This window comes from Streptomyces sp. NPDC054849 (assembly GCF_053610945.1).
In genome coordinates this window covers 33,751-49,939 of sequence record NZ_JBSGZI010000010.1, presented here as the reverse complement: position 1 = coordinate 49,939, position 16,189 = coordinate 33,751, and the positions used below count along the sequence as shown (strand labels likewise).

Genomic DNA, 16,189 nt, shown 5'->3' with positions numbered 1-16,189 from the left:
TACGGCTGTCCGAGGGGGAGAAATGTGGCGCGGGGCATCAAAATTTCCGGACAAAGATCGCGGAAAGGATCAGATCACCGCATGGCGGTGATCTGATCGTTATCCGGATTTGAGCGTCCGCTGAGCGAACACTGTTCCCTCTTGAGGATTCTCAGAGGGTTTCGATCAAGGTTTCCTGGAGGCCGCCGAGCCAGAGGTACGCCATCACCATCGGCTTGCGCGGGTCGTCGTCCGGCAGCCGGAACAGCACCGCGCTCTCGTCGTCCTCGGTGATGTCGAGGCGGGCCGCGATGGTCAGGCGCAGGTCGTTGAGCGCGCCGAGCCAGCGCAGCGGCAGCTCCCCGGTCAGCTCCAGCACGGCCGCGCCGTCGCCGGCCGGGGTGAGCCCGTCCAGGCTGCGTACGACGGCCAGCGCGTCCTCGCGCTTGCGGGTGCGCAGGTCGGTCTCGGTGAAGCGGCGGAACTCCGCCGAGCGGGCGCGCAGCTCCTCCGGGTCCTCCTTCTCCCCCGGGCCGTCCGGGCCTCCGTAGGCGTCGGGGAAGAGCCGGGCGAGCGCCGGGTCGGACGGCGGCTCGGAGGGGCCCTCAGCGAACAGGGCGGCGAGCGGGTCGGCGTCCTCGGCCGGCTCCGCGGCACCGGGGCCGATCAGCTCCAGCAGCTGGACGGCCAGGGAGCGCAGGATGGAGATCTCGATCTCGTCCAGCGCGATGGCGGCGCCGCCGCCCTTCAGCGGCTCGAACGTGCCGCCCATCAGGTGCGGTCCTGCGAGAGGGTCGCCCACAGGCCGTAGCCGTGCATGGCCTGCACGTCGCGCTCCATTTCCTCGCGGGTGCCGCTGGACACGACCGCCCGCCCCTTGTGATGGACGTCGAGCATCAGCTTGTGCGCCACGTCCTTGGAATAGCCGAAGTACGCCTGGAACACGTACGCCACGTAGCTCATGAGGTTGACCGGGTCGTTGTGCACCAGGGTCACCCAGGGGACGTCGGGTTCCGGGACCGCGAAGGTCTCTTCGGCCGATTCGGTGCGTTCGATCTCAATGGGAGCAACACTCACTCGTCCCATGCTGCCACCGTGACGGGCCCGTTGCACAAACGGGCCCTACATCTCGTCACTCTGACGAAATGTGCGCTAGCATCTTTGGCATGAACCCTGCGGACCTGGGCCTGCCGGTGGACGTGCCGTCGACAGCGCTCTTCACGGACCATTACGAGCTCACGATGCTGCAGGCCGCCCTGGCCAACGGCACCGCCGACCGCCGCTCGGTGTTCGAGGTGTTCACCCGGCGGCTGCCCGAGGGACGCCGCTACGGCGTGGTGGCCGGAACCGGCCGGGTGCTCGACGCGGTGGAGAACTTCCGCTTCGACGGCGCCGTGCTGGAGTTCCTGCGCGAGCGTGCCGTCGTCGACATGCGGACCCTGGACTGGCTGGCCTCCTACCGCTTCTCCGGCGACATCTGGGGCTACCCGGAGGGGGAGGTCTACTTCCCCGGCTCGCCCATCCTGCGGGTGGAGGGCAGCTTCGCCGAGTGCGTGCTGCTGGAGACGGTGATCCTCTCGATCCTGAACCACGACTCCGCGATCGCGGCGGCCGCCTCCCGGATGTCCTCGGCGGCGGGGGGGCGCCCGCTGATCGAGATGGGCGCGCGGCGCACGCACGAGCTGGCGGCCGTCGCCTCGGCGCGGGCCGCGTACGTCGGCGGCTTCACCTCGACCTCGGACCTGGCGGCCGGTTTCCGCTACGGCATCCCGACCGTCGGCACGAGCGCCCACGCCTTCACGCTCGTGCACGACGGCGAGCGGGACGCCTTCACCGCGCAGGTGGCCTCGCTGGGGCGGGGCACCACCCTGCTGGTGGACACCTACGACGTCGCCGAGGCCGTCCGCACGGCCGTCGAGGTGGCGGGCACCGACCTGGGCGCGGTCCGGATCGACTCCGGGGACCTGCTGCTGGTGGCCCACCGGGTGCGGCAGCAGCTCGACGAGCTGGGGGCGACGGAGACGAGGATCGTGGTCACGTCGGACCTGGACGAGTACGCCATCGCCTCGCTGGCGGCGGCTCCGGTGGACGCCTACGGCGTGGGCACCCAGCTGGTGACGGGCAGCGGGCACCCGACGTGCTCGATGGTCTACAAGCTGGTCGCGCGGGCCGTCTCGGCGGACCCCAAGGCGGCGCTGGCGCCCGTGGCGAAGAAGTCCACGGGCGGGAAGACCTCGATCGGCGGACGCAAGTGGGCGGCGCGGCGGCGGGACTCCGAGGGGGTGGCGGAGGCGGAGGTGATCGGCGTGGGGCCCGTTCCCTCGGGCCTGGCGGACGCGCAGCTGCTGACGCAGCTGGTCAAGGCCGGCGAGGTGGTCGCCCGCGAGCCGCTGGAGGCTGCGCGTGACCGGCACCGCGATGCGCGTGCGGGCCTGCCGATGTCGGCGACGCAGCTGTCGCGGGGCGAGGCCGTGATCCCGACGGAGTACGTGTGACGCGTGCGGGGGCGGCTGCGCCGAGCCCCCGGGGCTCCGCCCCGGACCGGGCGCCCCGATCGCCGGTGGGGCTTGATTCGGGCGGGGTGGGGGAAGAGGCCCCGCGGGGCCCCGCCGCCGCACAGAGAACACCGAGCCGAAGGACACCGCCATGCACCGCGCACTGATCGTCGTCGACGTACAGAACGACTTCTGCGAAGGCGGAAGCCTCGCGGTCACCGGCGGGGCCGACGTCGCGGCCGCCGTCACCGAGTACATCGGGCAGGCCGAGCCCGCGTACCGGCACGTCGTCGCCACCCGGGACCACCATGTCGACCCCGGGTCGCACTTCGCGCACCCTCCGGCCGAGCCGGACTACGAGACCTCCTGGCCCGTGCACTGCGTCGCCGGGACCGAGGGGGTGGGGTTCCACCCGAACTTCGCCCCCGCCGTGGCCTCGGGCGCCGTCGCCGCCGTCTTCGACAAGGGCGCGTACGAGGCCGCGTACAGCGGCTTCGAGGGGACCGACGAGAACGGGTCGACGCTCGGCCAGTGGCTGCGCGACCGGCAGGTCACCGAGGTGGACGTCGTCGGGATCGCCACGGACCACTGCGTGAAGGCGACCGCCCTCGACGCGGCCCGCGACGGCTTCGGCACGCGCGTCCTGCTGGACCTGACGGCCGCCGTCGCCCCGCACACCACCGCACGGGCCCTGGAGGAGCTCCGTGCGGCCGGCGTGGTCCTCGTCGGCGGCCAGGACGGCCGGCGGACCCCCTAGGGGCGTAGGGCGTGCCCCCGGGGCCACCCCCGGGGCGGCGGCGGACGTCCTCGGGGCTGCGGCGTGTCCCAGGGGGCCGTCCCCCAGGACGGCCGGCGGACGTCCTGGGCGTGTCCTAGGTGCCCAGCAGCGCCCGGATGGGGTGCCACAGCTCCTGGGCCCGGTCGGGCGCCCCGCGCCACAGCAGGCCGTCCGGATGGTGCAGGACCGCCGTCACCTCGTCCGGCGTCGGCGGCTGCGCGTTGCCCCGCAGGTACACCGCCCGCATCCCGAGGTTCCGCAGCCTGGTCAGGGCGCGGGCCCGGTTCGCGGCGTGTACCAGCACGCGGACACTTCCGCCTTCTCCGGACGGCCTCGGCAGTGTGAGCGCGACCACTACACTGCCGCCCGGCAACCTGACGAAACCTCCACCTGGCACGGCTGTCATCTCCCCCGTCAATAAGAAACTCGTACCGGGCATCTAAACGCGATCGGCCGCCGCCCGCTAGAGGGCGACGGCCGATCATGCTTTGACCTGCAGCTTTACCGCATTACTTCTTCGAGGGACCCACCTCGACGGTCATGACCTCACCGTCGTAGGTCTCCTTCAGGATCTTGATCTTGGTGTTGGTGTCAGTGACCTTCACCGATCCGGTCGGGTTCTCGTCGTAGTAGTACTTGCCCTTGTGGTCGTCGAAGACCAGGTTCGCGGGCTTCGGCTTCAGGAACAGCGACTCGCCGTTCTTGTGCAGGGTGAACGCATCCGTCGAGTACGCACTGAAGGCGGCATCGTACGGCTGGATCTTGTTACGGAGCAGGGTGCCGTCCGCCCACTTCATGGGCTTGGCGTTGGCGTCGATCGGAAGGATCAGACCCTGGCCCGGGTGGGCGCTCGTGTTGTTGTCCTTCTGGGAGGTGTCCCACTGCCAGATCAGCAGGCCGTCCTGGTACGGGTAGTGCTCGACCCAGTCCGGACGGGTGTTGCCGAAGCCGAAGTTGTACGGGCCGACCTTGAGGGTCTTGTCGTACGAGACGTAGCGGCGGTTCTCGGCCAGGTAGTACTGCGCGTACTCCTTGCTGAAGCTGGCGCCGATGCGGGAGAAGCCCTTGCCGGTCCAGCCGTTGTCGCCGTTCTCGGCGCCGTCGGTGAACAGGGTGGAGCCGTCCGCGGTGACGTTGACGGCGTCGGCCGTGAAGCCCTTGCCGCCCGCGCCGCCGTCCGTCTGGTAGCGGAAGCGGAGGTCGATCTTCTTGCCCGCGTAGGCGTCGAGCGGGAAGTTCAGCGACTTCCAGGACTCGGAGACACCGGTGAGCGACGGGCTGCCGGAGGCGTCGGCCGGGATGGCCGTGCCGTCGGCGGTGCCGGCGAGGGCGGTCCAGTTGGCGCCGCCGTCCGTGGACACCTCGGTGTAGAGGTAGTCGTAGTCGGCCTCGATGTCCCACCAGCCCTTGAGGGACAGCGCGGCGGACGTCTTGCCGGTCAGGTCGACCGAGCGGGTCAGGGTGTTCTTGAGGTCGTCACCCATGTTGCTCCACCACTGGGTGGAACCCTCGGCGGGCGCGACGACCTCGGTCTTGACCTGCTTCTTGGGCAGCTCGACGACGAGCGCCTGCTTGTCCTTGGTGTTGAACGCCGACACGCCCAGCTTGTGGGTGGACTTCGTCGCGGCCTTGGCCGTGTCGTAGTTCAGCCAGCCCAGCTGGAGCTTGTCCCAGGCGGTCATGTCGCCCGGGAGGTCGCCTATGGAGTCCTTGCCGGTGCCGAGCCAGGAGCCGGCCGACATCAGGGACCAGAAGCCGACGCCGTTCTCGCCGCCACCGGAGGTGTCGTAGAGGTCGGGCAGGCCGAGGTCGTGGCCGTACTCGTGCGCGAAGACGCCGAGGCCGCCGTTCTCGGGCTGCATCGTGTAGTCGCCGACCCAGATGCCGGTGTCGCCGATCTGGGTGCCGCCGGCCTTGTTGTTGTCCGGGCCGGTCTTGCCCGCCGCGGTGCCGTAGGCGTACCAGCGGTGCGCCCACAGGGCGTGCGTGCCCTGCGCGCCGCCGCCGGCCGACTCGTCCTCGCCCGCGTGGACGATCTGGAAGTGGTCGATGTAGCCGTCGGACTCGTTGAAGTTGCCGTCGGCGTCGAAGTCGTAGCGGTCCCACTGGTCGTACTGGGACAGCTGCGCCTTGATCTGCGCGTCGGTCTTCCCGGCCTTCTTCTGGGCCTCGGTCCACGCGGCGACGCCGTCCTTGACGGTGTCCCACACGTTGGCGCAGTTGCTCTGGCCGCAGTAGTTGGAGCCGTAACGACCCTCGTTGTACGGGACCTTGACCCAGTCGGAGACCTCTCCCTCGACCGAGTAACGGCCCGAGGAGGTCTTCTCGTAGTAGGTCTTCAGCGAGTCCTTGCCCTCACCCGTGGCGAAGTACAGGTCCTGGAAGTACTCGCGGCTGAAGTCCTTGCGCCAGGCGGTGCTGTTGTCCTTGGCGCGGTCCGGCTCGGCGATCGTGTTGTGCAGCGGACCGGGGGTGCCGCCGAACTTCGGAACGGCCGGCTTGGGGCCGGGGCCGTCCGGGTCGAACATGGTCGTGTCGTCGACCTGGTCGCCGAACTCGACGAGGATCGTGAAGATCTTGTCGGTCTTCTCGCGGCCGAGCTCGACGTACTTCTTGTCGTCGAGCTTGACGACCTTGGAGGCGCCGCGCTGCTCGACGTCCTTCTTGCCCGTCAGGACCTGCTCCAGGGCAGCCTCGCGCTGCTGCGCCTGCTGCTCGCTGAACGGGCCCTTGAGGTCGTGCTCGACGACCTTGGCGGGAGCGGTCGGGTCCTGCCGGTCGGCCGCGGGGGCGAGGGCCCGGGCGCCGGCGCCCTTGTCCTCGGCCTGGGCCGCGGTGACGCTGAAGAAGGTCGCGCTGGTCGCGCACGCGGCCATGGTCACGGTGACGGCGGCAGCACGCATCGCACGCCGTCTGGCTGAATTGCTGGTCACTTGATGTCGTTCCCCTCCCGCGGCCGCGACGTAGGTCGGAACTTCTCCATAGGAGTGGGGGGTTCCGCGCGGCGCGCGTCTCAAGTGACGACATTTGACCGGAGGGAAGCAAGAAAAGACAGACCTTGACTTGTCCCTTACAACTGCACTATGCGGTCAGGCAGTTCCGCTATCCGGACGTTCCGCTGCCTTCCGGGGCGAAGGGCGCTTCCCGACCTCTCGCCCGGTCCGTCCCGTCCGCTTTCGCCCCCTGCCGAGGGCGCGGGAAATGACCCCGTGCGCCCCCCGTGCTCCGGCACCGTGTGTTAGGTCACGCTTACCGGCGGTTCCTCTCGGGCATCTCCCGTCATAGAGTCACTTGACGCGCGACCTGTTGAGCCGACTCCCCCTCCCCTCCCGAGGACGGATATCGCCATGCCGCGTCCGACTGCCGCACAGCTCGCCTACGGGACCGCCACGGTCATCGTGTCGACGATCGCCATGCTGCTGCTTTCCCAGACGAGCACCGCACTCGGCGTCGCGGTCGTCTCCGCCGCCGCGCTCGCCCTGGGTCTGCTCGTCGCCCTGACCGTGCCCCATCCGAGGCGCCGGGGCCGCCACGCGGCGCGTGCGGGCACCTCCGCGACCTCGGCGGCCCCCGCGGCCTCCGCTTCCCACGAGGACGCGACCCAGGCCGCCCAGGCGCCCGCCTCCCGGACGGCCACGGCCGAACACCCCGTCCACCACTGAGCTTTCCGCCGCCGCGCAGCCGGTGCGCGACGCGGCGCGGGCGGCCGTCCCGAGGGACGGCCGCCCGCGCTGCTCTGCGTACGTGCTACCGGGTGGCCTGCACCACCACCGTCTTGCCCACCTTGTCGTGCAGACCCTGCTTGTACGGCTTGTCGACGAGGATCGAGACGATCAGGGCGATCGGCCACAGGCAGGGGCAGCAGATCAGGGTCGGCAGCCAGAGCACCGCGGCGCGGCCCAGGGAGGCGCCGGAGTCCGGCACGCTGCCGTCGTTGAGCATCGCCACACGCAGGCCCAGTGCCCTCTTGCCGACCGTCTGGCCGCTCTTGCGGGTGAACCACCAGTCGTAGCCGAGGTACGCGACGATCGAGATCAGAGTCATCACCAGACCGGTGCCGCTGTAGGACTTGGCGATGAGCTCGCTGACGTCCTCACCCCGATCCGTCTCGAACCGGTACCGGTTCGTGCCGAACGCCAGCTGGATGAGGGCCAGGGGGACCGCGACGATCAGCACGTCGATGATGCGCGCGGCCAGCCGCTTGCCGAAGTCCGCGAGCGGGGGCATCCCGGCGAGCGGATCGGGCATGCCGTAGCCGCCGCCTCCGCCGTACGGGTCACCGCCACCGTACGGGGGCGGCGGGGGCGGATATCCCCCGCCTCCGCCCGCACCTCCGCCTCCGGGAGGCGGAGGCGGCGGACCACCGCTTCCGGGGGGCGGCGGGCCGTACGGCGAACCGCCCGACGGAGGCGTCGGTTCCTGGGGCTTCTTGAGGAACGGGTCGTCCTCGGGCGGCTGGCCCGGCGGCGGCTGGTCGGTACTCATGGCCCGAGTCGAACCCGGCTCCGTCAACCCCGCAACGGGACCGCGTCCATTCGGGGGCCGCGGGCGCGCCCGCGGCCCCCGCAGACGCTCTAGCGGGCCACGTACGTCTTGGCCGCCTTGTCGTGCCAGGCCTGGCGCCGCGGGCGGTCCACGAGGCACCAGAGGCTGCCGGGGAGGCCCAGGAAGGCGTACACCAGCCAGCGGCCCAGTGCCGCACCGAAGGAGGGCGGGCGCTGGGTGGAGGCGGACAGCACCCGGACGCCGAGCAGCTTCTTGCCCACAGTGCGGCCCCAACGGGCCGTGGGCAGCGCCTCGTACAGGATCCCGAAGACGAGGACCGCGCCGAGGACCATGCCCAGGTAGCCCGCGATGGTCCCGTCGAACAGCCAGACGGTGGTGGTGCGGCCGCTCGCCCGGGCGGCGTCCACCTTGGCCTGTACGTGCGCGGTGACCTCGGGGAGGAGGGGCCGGGCGACGCCCGCCGCGACGGCGGCGTAGACGAGGGAGTCCAGGGCGCGGGCCACGGCCCGGCGGGGCAGCCCGGCGGGGCGCGCGGCTCGTTCGGCCATCCGCTCGAACACGGCACGCGGCGTACTGCCGCCTGCCGGGCGGGAGGCAGAGCCGCCGGGGCCGGTCCCCTCGGCTCCGCGCGGCTCCCAGGTCCGGGTCCGGGGCTCCGCCGGGGCGGCCTCGGCGGGCTGCGTCACCTTCGGGCGGAGTCCCGCGGGCCGGGGTGCCCACACCTCGGGGCGGGAAGCGGCGGCGGCGTCGACGGCGGCGGGGCGCGGGGCCGCGGCGGGCTCGGGGGTCGCGGCAGCAGCCGGGCGGGTAGTCGCGGCCGGGGCGGAGCGGGGAGTCGCGGCGGGGGCCGGGCGGGGGGTCGCGGCGGGGGCGGGCCGCAGGGCCTCGGGCCTACGGGGCGCCCGGCTCACCGGTGCGGCCGGCGCTTCGGGCCGGGACGGCGCGGGGGCGGCGGCCGCCTCGGGCCAGGAGGACGTGAGCCCGGACCCGCCGGCTCCGGGGGCGTCGGGCCACTGCGGACCCGGGGGCGGGGCGGCGGGCGCCCCGGCGGCCGGGGCCTGGGAGACCGGGGCCGCCGCGGCCTGGGAAGCCGGGGCCTGGGAAGCCGGGGCCTGTGCGGCGTGGGCCTGTGCGGCCTGGGCTCGGCTCTGGGCGGCCGGGGAGCGCGCCGACAGGATCCCCGCCGGGGCCTGTGCGGGGAGTCTCGCGGGCGCCGCCGCGGCAGCCGCCGTACGGGCCAGGGAGATCCCGGTCGGCCGAGCGGAGCCGGGGTCGGCCTCGGGCTCCGGCGGGCTGCCCCACGACACCCGGTGGTCGCGGGGCCCGCCGAAACCGGCCTGGTGCACGGGGTCGGCCTGCCACACCGCGGGCTCGGCGACCGGCTCGACGGCGGCACCGGAAGCGGCACTTGCAGCGGCAGCGGCAGAAGCAGAAGCAACGTGGCTCGGGGCGGATTCGGGCTCCGGCAGCGCCTCGGTCATGGAGGTCTCGTCCAGGAACACGGGCCCCGTCTCGTCGGGGCGGGAGGCGCGGGAGGCGGGAAAGCCCGGGGTGACGGGGGAGACCGGGGAGACCGGGGACACGGGGGAGACCGGGGACACGGGCGCGGCGACCGGAACCGGGGCGGGCACAGGGGCCGGCGCCGGGGCCGCCTGCGCGGCAGGGGCCGGAGCTGCCGCGGCAGGGCGGCTCGTACCCGGAACCCAGCGTGCGCCGTTCCAGTACCGGATGTACCCGGGGATGGACGGATCGGGGTAGTAGCCCTCGCGGGCCGCTTGCTCGCCGTCACCAGGGGAAGCCGTCAATGTCCCCAACTCCGATCGTGGCTTGAGGCATGTGCAGGGGAGGACCATAGCCAAGAACCGCCCCCCGACAGGTGCGGTAACGGGAGATTGTCAACCTTCGAGCGAAACTCGAGCCTGCGACTGTTTCCGGCCACTCGACAGGATCAGGCCAACCTTCGGTTCCTCGCCCGAAGTCGCGTCATACCCGGGCACACTGCCGCTCTCTGCGGGTGTGGGGTGCCATCCGGCCCCATCGCACCGACCGAAGTGAGGCCGTCATGCACCACCCCGTCATCGAGCGCGAGCTGGAACTGAAGCTGGTCCTGTCCCCCGAGCGCAGCATCCCCGTCCCCGCCCGGCTCCTCTACCTGACGGACGACCCGTACGCCGTTCACATCACCTTCCACACGGGCTCCCACACCCCCGTCAACTGGACCTTCGCCCGCGAGCTGCTCGTCGAGGGGGTGTTCCGCCCGTGCGGCCACGGCGACGTCCGGATCTGGCCGACGAAGGTCGACGACAAGGCCGTGCTCTGCATGGCGCTCAGCTCCCCCGACGGCGACGCCCTCCTGGAGGCCCCCGCCGTCGCCGTGTCGGCCTGGCTGGAGCGCACCCTGCACGTCGTCCCGCCCGGCAGCGAGTCCGAGCGGCTCGGCCTGGACGCGGCGCTGGCCGAGCTGCTCACCCCGACCCCGGCCGACGACCTGTGGCTGCGCGATCCGTGGCCGTCGGACGAGTCGGCGGACGGGGACCTGTGATGGCGGGCGGCGAACCGTGACGCCGGACGGTGACCTGTGACGCCGGACGGCCCCACCGCGCACGTCTCAGAAGAGCTTGCCCGGGTTGAGCAGTCCCAGCGGGTCGAAGGCCCGCTTGACGGCGCGCTGCATCTCCAGCCCCACCGGGCCGAGTTCGCGGGCCAGCCACTCCTTCTTCAGGACGCCGACCCCGTGCTCGCCGGTGATGGTCCCGCCGAGGGAGAGACCCAGCGCCATGATCTCGCCGAAGGACCGCTGGGCCCGCAGCGTCTCGTCCTCGTCGGCGGGGTCGAAGCAGACGATCGGGTGGGTGTTGCCGTCGCCCGCGTGCGCGCAGACCCCGATGAGCAGGTCGTGCGCGCGGGCGATGGCGGCCGTCCCGTCCAGCATCTCGGCGAGCCGCGAGCGCGGTACGCACACGTCGTCGATCATCGTCGCGGGCCTCAGCGCCTCCAGCGCGGGGAAGGACATCCGGCGTGCCTGGAGCAGCAGTTCCGACTCCGCCTCGTCCTCGGCGGGCACGACGGCGGTGGCTCCGGCGGCCGTGCACAGCTCCCCCACGGCCGCGAGGTCCTCGGGGGCGTGCGGGGTGTCGAAGGCGGCCAGGAGCAGGGCCTCGGTGGCCTCCGGCAGGCCCATCCTGCCGAGCGCGTTGACGGCCCTGACGGTCGTACGGTCCATCAGTTCCAGCAGCGAGGGGGTCAGGCCCGCCTCCATGACGGCGCAGACGGCGTCGCAGGCGGCCGCGACGGAGGGGAACTCGGCGGCCAGCGCCAGCTGCCGGGGCGGCGCGGGCCGCAGGGCGAGCACGGCCTGGACGACGACGCCGAGACTGCCCTCGGAGCCCACGAAGAGCCGGGTGAGGTCATATCCGGCGACGCCCTTGGCGGTGCGCCGGCCCGTGCGCAGCAGCCGCCCGTCGGCCAGGACCACGTCGAGGCCGAGGACGTACTCGGCCGTGACCCCGTACTTGACGCAGCACAGACCCCCCGAGGCGGTGCCGATGTTGCCGCCGATGGTGCACTGCTCCCAGCTGGAAGGGTCGGGCGGGTAGTACAGGCCCTGTTCGGCGACGGCCCGCGAGAGGACGGCGTTCACCACGCCCGGCTCGACGACGGCGATCCGGTCGACGGCGCTGATCTCCAGGATCCGGTCCATCTTCACCAGGGACAGCACGATGCAGCCCTCGGAGGCGTTGGCTCCGCCCGACAGGCCCGTTCGGGCGCCCTGCGGGACGACCGGGATCCGTAGATCGGTGGCGGTGCGCAGGACGTGCTGGACCTGTTCGACGGTGCGGGGCAGGACGACGGCGGCCGGGGTGCCCGCGGCGCAGAAGCCGGCCATGTCAGTGGCGTAGGAGGTGGTGACCTGGGGATCGGTGAGCAGCGCCTCGGCGGGGAGCCCGGCCAGCAGACTCTTGCGCAGACGTGCGAAGAGATCGTCATCCATGGGACCAGCGTGGCACCCGGGGCCATCGGTGTGAACACGCCCGCGCCCCTCTTCGGAGACCCCGGCATGTTCTTCATATTGACGCACAGTGACCCCATGGACCGTTTCGACGAGGAATCGCAGACGCCGGCGCCGCCCGTGACCTTCACCGGCCGCAAGACGCTCGTGGCCGCCGCAATCGCCGTGGTCCTGATCGCCGGGGCCCTGCTGATCCGGCCGGCCCGGACCGGTGACGACGCCCGCCCGCCGGGGCCGAGCGAGCGTGCCGCCTCGGCGGTGGGCATGGGCGCGCCCGCGGCCGCCGTGGACGTGACGGCGCTGGTGGCGGACCGGGAGAAGTGGCTCGCGACCCACGCGGACGACGACGCCTCCTGGGCGGTCCTGGGCGGGGCCTACCTCGAACAGGCGCGGCGCACCGCGGACTCGGGCTGGTACCCGAAGGCGGAGAAGGCGCTGAAGCGGTCGCTGGAGGTCCGCCCGGCCGAGAAGGGCAACTTCGACGCGATGACGGGCATGGGCGCGCTGGCCAACGCCCGGCGGGACTTCGGGACCGGCAAGAAGTGGGGCGAGCTCGTACGGGCGCAGGCGCCGAAGCGGTGGTCGGCGTACCCGGTCCTGGTGGACGCGTACACCGGGCTCGGCGACTACAAGGGCGCCCAGAAGGCGATGGAGCTGCTGATGGAGCTGCGGCCGGGCCTGGTCGCGTACGTCAGGGCCTCGCAGGTCTACCGGGACCGCGGCTGGCGCGAGGACGCGGTGGTGGCGATGGAACACGCGGCGGGCGCGGCGAAGGCGCCGGCGGAGAAGGCGTACGCGCTGTTCCGGCTCGGCGAGCTGTCCTGGGAGCGGGGCGACGCGGTGGAGGCACTGCGGCAGTACGAGGGGGCGCTACGGACGGATCCGGCGCAGGCGGAGGCGCTGGGCGGCCGGGCCCGGGCGCTGGCCGCACTGGGGCGCCACGGGGAGGCGGTACGGGACTACCGGATGGCGCTGGGCCGGACCCCGGTCCCGCAGCTGGCGAGGGAACTGGGCGAGCTGCTGGAGTCGCTCGGGCGGGAGGAGGAGGCGCGCACGCCGTACGACATGCTGGGCGCGATGGCGACCCGGGACGGCAGGAACGGCGTCGACGACGACGTGCTCCTGGGTCTGTACGAGGCGGATCACGGCGATCCGGCGGCGGCGGTGCGGCGGCTGTCGGAGGAATGGTCGCGGCACAAGAGCATGCAGGTCGCGGACGCGCTGGGGTGGGCGCTGCACAAGGCGGGCGAGGACGCTGCGGCGCTGGAGTACGCGAAGAAGGCCACGGAGCCGGGGCTGCGCAGCGCCGACTTCGCGTACCACCGGGCGATGATCGAGCGCGGCCTCGGCGACGAGGCGTCGGCCCGGCGCCACTTCCAGGAGGCTTTGCGGACGAACCCGCACTTCTCGCCGTTGCGCGGGCCGCGGGCCAAGCAGGCCCTGGCGTCGATCGGCCAGCCGCCGGCGGGCGGACCGGAAAACCTGCGGCCGGTCACTCCGTGGGTGGAGCCGGTGCTTCCGAAGCCCAGCCCGACGCCGACGCCCGCGGCGGCGTCGGCGGCGCCGAAGCCGTCACCGGAACCGAAGCCGTCGCCGTCCTCGTCCACCGGCTGACCGACTGACCGACGGCCCGGCAGGCCGACAGGCCGACAGGCCGACAGGCTGACCTGGCCGCGGCCCTCCCCTCGCGGGGCCGCGGACGTGTCCAGCCCCGTCGGCGTTCGAGGCGGCGCCCCCGGTCACGGCGCCGCACCGCACCCGGGCACGGACGGACCCCCCGGCGGCGGCCAGGGGGTCCGGGAGTCGCAGGCTAGAGGTTGCCGCGCTTCTCCTGCTCCCGCTCGATCGCCTCGAACAGCGCCTTGAAGTTGCCCTTGCCGAAGCCCATCGAGCCGTGGCGCTCGATGATCTCGAAGAAGACCGTCGGGCGGTCCTGCACCGGCTTGGTGAAGATCTGCAGCAGGTAGCCGTCCTCGTCGCGGTCGGCCAGGATCTTCAGCTCGCGCAGCTCGTCGATCGGCACCCGGGTGTCGCCGACCCACTCGCCGAGCGTGTCGTAGTAGGTGTCCGGGACGGAGAGGAACTGGACGCCCGCCGCGCGCATCGAGCGCACCGTCGAGACGATGTCGTTCGAGGCCAGCGCGATGTGCTGGACGCCGGGGCCGTTGTAGAACTCCAGGTACTCGTCGATCTGCGACTTCTTCTTCGCGATCGCCGGCTCGTTGATCGGGAACTTGACCTTCTTGGTGCCGTCCGCGACCACCTTGGACATCAGCGCCGAGTACTCGGTCGCGATGTCGTCGCCCACGAACTCCTTCATGTTCGTGAAGCCCATGACCTTGTTGTAGAACGCGACCCACTCGTTCATCCGGCCGAGTTCCACGTTGCCGACGCAGTGGTCGATGGCCTGGAAGGTCCGCTTGGCCGGCGGCGCGACCATCGGCTCGACTGCCACGTAGCCGGGCAGGTACGGGCCGGTGTAGTCGCCGCGCTCGACCAGCGTGTGGCGGGTCTGGCCGTACGTCGCGATCGCGGCCAGCACGACCGTGCCGTGCTCGTCCTTGACCTCGTACGGCTCTTCCAGGCCGCGCGCGCCCTGCTCGACGGCGTAGGCGTACGCCGCACGGACGTCCGGGACCTCGATCGCGAGGTCGATGACGCCGTCGCCGTGCTCGGCGACGTGCTCGGCGAGGAAGCGGCCGTGGTCGGTCGCCGGCTTGATGACCGAGGTCAGCACGAAGCGGGCGGATCCGTTGGTCAGGACGTAGCTGGCCGTCTCGCGGCTGCCGTTCTCCGGTCCGGAGTAGGCCGCGAGCTTCATGCCGAAGGCGGTCGAGTAGTAGTGCGCGGCCTGCTTGGCGTTGCCGACGGCGAAGACGACCGCGTCCATGCCCTTCACCGGGAAGGGGTCTGCCTCACGCGCGGTGTGCGGGGTGGTGTCGAGGGTCTCAGTCATGAGGGCAGAGTCCCGCCGATCCACAAGCTGCGCAATAGTTTCCTGTTTGGCTGTACAGACTGCCCAGCATGAGCGCAGGATGGCTGAAACATCTGTGCACTATGACCACCCGCGAGCATGCGTGGGCACCCGGAGGCCTCCCATGGGCATCGACGATCTCGACGGCCGGCTCATCGTCCTGCTCGCCCGCGAACCGCGGATCGGCGTCCTGGAGGCCTCGCGCCGTCTCGGAGTGGCCCGCGGCACCGTCCAGGCCCGCCTGGACCGCCTCCAGTCGAACGGGGTGATCCGCGGCTTCGGCCCGCAGGTGGACCCGACGGCCCTCGGCTATCCGGTGACCGCCTTCGCCACCCTGGAGATCAAGCAGGGGCAGGGGGCCGACGTACGGGCCCACCTGGACGGAGTGCCGGAGGTGCTGGAGCTGCACACCACCACCGGGCACGGGGACATGCTGTGCCGGCTCGTGGCCCGGTCGAACGCCGACCTCCAGCGGGTGATCGACCGCGTCGTCGGGTTCGAGGGGATCGTCAGGGCTTCGACGGCGATCGTCATGGAGAACCCGGTGCCTCTGCGGATCATCCCGCTGGTCGAACAGGCGGCGGAGGACGACGGCCCGCCCTGAGCTCCGACCGACTACTGCCGACGACACTCGCCCCGCTGGTCTTCCCGGCCTGGCGCGGTCTGGACCGCAAGCCGGGCGTCAGCAGGACGGGGCGGCCTCTCCCCGGTTCAGCGCACGCAGAGCGTTCACCGCATCCGTCAGCGAGGTGACGGGGACCAGCCGCAGCCCCTCGGGGAGTTCCGCCTGGGCGTCCGCGCACTCGGCCTTCGGTACGAGGAACACGCTCGCCCCGTCGCGGCGCGCGGCCTGGGTCTTCAGGGCCACCCCGCCGACCGCGCCGACCGTGCCGTCGGCGGTGATGGTGCCCGTACCGGCGATGTTGCGCCCGCCGGTGAGGTCGCCGCCACTGCCGTCGCCGTCGAGCTTGTCGACGATGCCGAGGGAGAAGAGGAGCCCGGCGCTCGGGCCGCCGACGTCGGCGAGGTTGAGCTCGACCTTCACGTCCTTGGGGTCCTTGCGGAGATAGCCGAGGGCGGCGTCGGCGGCGGCCGACTGCGACTTGGTCATTTCTTCCAGGTTGTGCTTCTCGATCTCCTCGTCGGTTCCGCCCGAGGAGTAGACGGCCTCCCGCGGCAGGACCGCCTGATCGGTCCTGAACCAGTGCCCGACGAGCTCGTGCAGCTTCATGGTCGAGGACGGACCGGTGGCCTGGATGGTGGTCATGCGCAGCTGGCCCTTGGTCTCCCGGACGGGGGCTCCGGTGACGGTGATGACCTGCCTGCCCTTGTCGGAGCCCAGCACGTCGGCCGTCAGACCCGGAATGGCGACCACGAAGGGCAGGGGCGCGAAGGCCGCGGCGGCGAACAGCCCGAGCATGGGCGCGGCGCAGACGGCCAGGGCGGCG

At 72.1% G+C, this 16,189-nt stretch carries 15 protein-coding genes; 6 read left to right on the top strand and 9 right to left on the bottom strand.

Annotation, left to right across the window (positions count from 1 at the left end; translation table 11 throughout):
* Positions 1 to 151 precede the first annotated feature (151 nt).
* Positions 152 to 751 carry a DUF2017 domain-containing protein gene (locus ACWGIF_RS07180; protein ID WP_453492289.1) on the bottom strand — a complete coding sequence of 200 codons (600 nt, stop codon included), beginning with the start codon at positions 749 to 751 and terminating at the stop codon, positions 152 to 154.
* The gene (clpS, locus tag ACWGIF_RS07175) at positions 751 to 1,065 is read right to left on the bottom strand and encodes an ATP-dependent Clp protease adapter ClpS (protein WP_030852121.1); all 315 of its coding nucleotides are present in this window, start codon (positions 1,063 to 1,065) and stop codon (positions 751 to 753) included. Before clpS ends, ACWGIF_RS07180 begins: the two co-directional genes overlap by 1 nt.
* 80 nt (positions 1,066 to 1,145) lie before the next feature.
* Between clpS and ACWGIF_RS07170 the strand changes: the two genes are divergently transcribed.
* Together ACWGIF_RS07170 and ACWGIF_RS07165 are read left to right on the top strand one after the other, a co-directional pair.
* Positions 1,146 to 2,474 (top strand): nicotinate phosphoribosyltransferase, encoded by a 1,329-nt coding sequence (locus ACWGIF_RS07170; RefSeq protein ID WP_453492286.1) that lies wholly within the window; start codon positions 1,146 to 1,148, stop codon positions 2,472 to 2,474.
* A 151-nt stretch (positions 2,475 to 2,625) separates the two neighbouring features.
* Positions 2,626 to 3,231 carry an isochorismatase family protein gene (locus ACWGIF_RS07165; protein WP_453492283.1) on the top strand — a complete coding sequence of 202 codons (606 nt, stop codon included), beginning with the start codon at positions 2,626 to 2,628 and terminating at the stop codon, positions 3,229 to 3,231.
* A gap of 115 nt (positions 3,232 to 3,346) precedes the next feature.
* Here the strand turns inward: ACWGIF_RS07165 and ACWGIF_RS07160 are convergent, their stop codons facing one another.
* Together ACWGIF_RS07160 and ACWGIF_RS07155 are read right to left on the bottom strand one after the other, a co-directional pair.
* Entirely contained in the window at positions 3,347 to 3,649 is a 303-nt protein-coding gene (locus ACWGIF_RS07160; protein ID WP_453492280.1) for a hypothetical protein, read from the bottom strand.
* A gap of 112 nt (positions 3,650 to 3,761) precedes the next feature.
* A complete protein-coding gene (locus ACWGIF_RS07155) occupies positions 3,762 to 6,155 on the bottom strand; it encodes an immune inhibitor A domain-containing protein (RefSeq protein WP_453492277.1) in 2,394 nt (797 codons plus the stop codon).
* Between the two features lie 444 nt (positions 6,156 to 6,599).
* Here ACWGIF_RS07155 and ACWGIF_RS07150 point away from each other — a divergent pair, with 444 nt between their 5' ends.
* Complete coding sequence (locus ACWGIF_RS07150) at positions 6,600 to 6,914, top strand: hypothetical protein (protein WP_453492274.1); 315 nt, start codon at positions 6,600 to 6,602, stop codon at positions 6,912 to 6,914.
* Positions 6,915 to 6,999: 85 nt separating this feature from the next.
* Here the strand turns inward: ACWGIF_RS07150 and ACWGIF_RS07145 are convergent, their stop codons facing one another.
* Entirely contained in the window at positions 7,000 to 7,737 is a 738-nt protein-coding gene (locus ACWGIF_RS07145; protein WP_453492271.1) for an RDD family protein, read from the bottom strand.
* A gap of 89 nt (positions 7,738 to 7,826) precedes the next feature.
* Complete coding sequence (locus ACWGIF_RS07140; RefSeq protein WP_453492268.1) at positions 7,827 to 9,563, bottom strand: RDD family protein; 1,737 nt, start codon at positions 9,561 to 9,563, stop codon at positions 7,827 to 7,829.
* Positions 9,564 to 9,820: 257 nt separating this feature from the next.
* Here ACWGIF_RS07140 and ACWGIF_RS07135 point away from each other — a divergent pair, with 257 nt between their 5' ends.
* A complete protein-coding gene (locus tag ACWGIF_RS07135) occupies positions 9,821 to 10,300 on the top strand; it encodes an SsgA family sporulation/cell division regulator (protein ID WP_453492265.1) in 480 nt (159 codons plus the stop codon).
* Positions 10,301 to 10,366: 66 nt separating this feature from the next.
* On the opposite strand, the gene ACWGIF_RS07130 is transcribed toward ACWGIF_RS07135, so the two are convergent.
* A complete protein-coding gene (locus tag ACWGIF_RS07130; protein ID WP_453492262.1) occupies positions 10,367 to 11,749 on the bottom strand; it encodes an FAD-binding oxidoreductase in 1,383 nt (460 codons plus the stop codon).
* A 96-nt stretch (positions 11,750 to 11,845) separates the two neighbouring features.
* Here ACWGIF_RS07130 and ACWGIF_RS07125 point away from each other — a divergent pair, with 96 nt between their 5' ends.
* Positions 11,846 to 13,381 (top strand): tetratricopeptide repeat protein, encoded by a 1,536-nt coding sequence (locus ACWGIF_RS07125; RefSeq protein ID WP_453492259.1) that lies wholly within the window; start codon positions 11,846 to 11,848, stop codon positions 13,379 to 13,381.
* A gap of 196 nt (positions 13,382 to 13,577) precedes the next feature.
* Here ACWGIF_RS07125 and hppD read toward each other — a convergent pair whose 3' ends face one another.
* Complete coding sequence (hppD, locus tag ACWGIF_RS07120; RefSeq protein WP_453492256.1) at positions 13,578 to 14,723, bottom strand: 4-hydroxyphenylpyruvate dioxygenase; 1,146 nt, start codon at positions 14,721 to 14,723, stop codon at positions 13,578 to 13,580.
* A 142-nt stretch (positions 14,724 to 14,865) separates the two neighbouring features.
* On the opposite strand from hppD, the gene ACWGIF_RS07115 reads away from it, so the two are divergent.
* The gene (locus ACWGIF_RS07115; RefSeq protein WP_453492254.1) at positions 14,866 to 15,345 is read left to right on the top strand and encodes an Lrp/AsnC family transcriptional regulator; all 480 of its coding nucleotides are present in this window, start codon (positions 14,866 to 14,868) and stop codon (positions 15,343 to 15,345) included.
* A 78-nt stretch (positions 15,346 to 15,423) separates the two neighbouring features.
* On the opposite strand, the gene ACWGIF_RS07110 is transcribed toward ACWGIF_RS07115, so the two are convergent.
* Positions 15,424 to 16,161, bottom strand: coding sequence for a S16 family serine protease (locus ACWGIF_RS07110; protein WP_453492468.1), 738 nt, complete (start codon positions 16,159 to 16,161; stop codon positions 15,424 to 15,426).
* Positions 16,162 to 16,189: the final 28 nt, after the last annotated feature.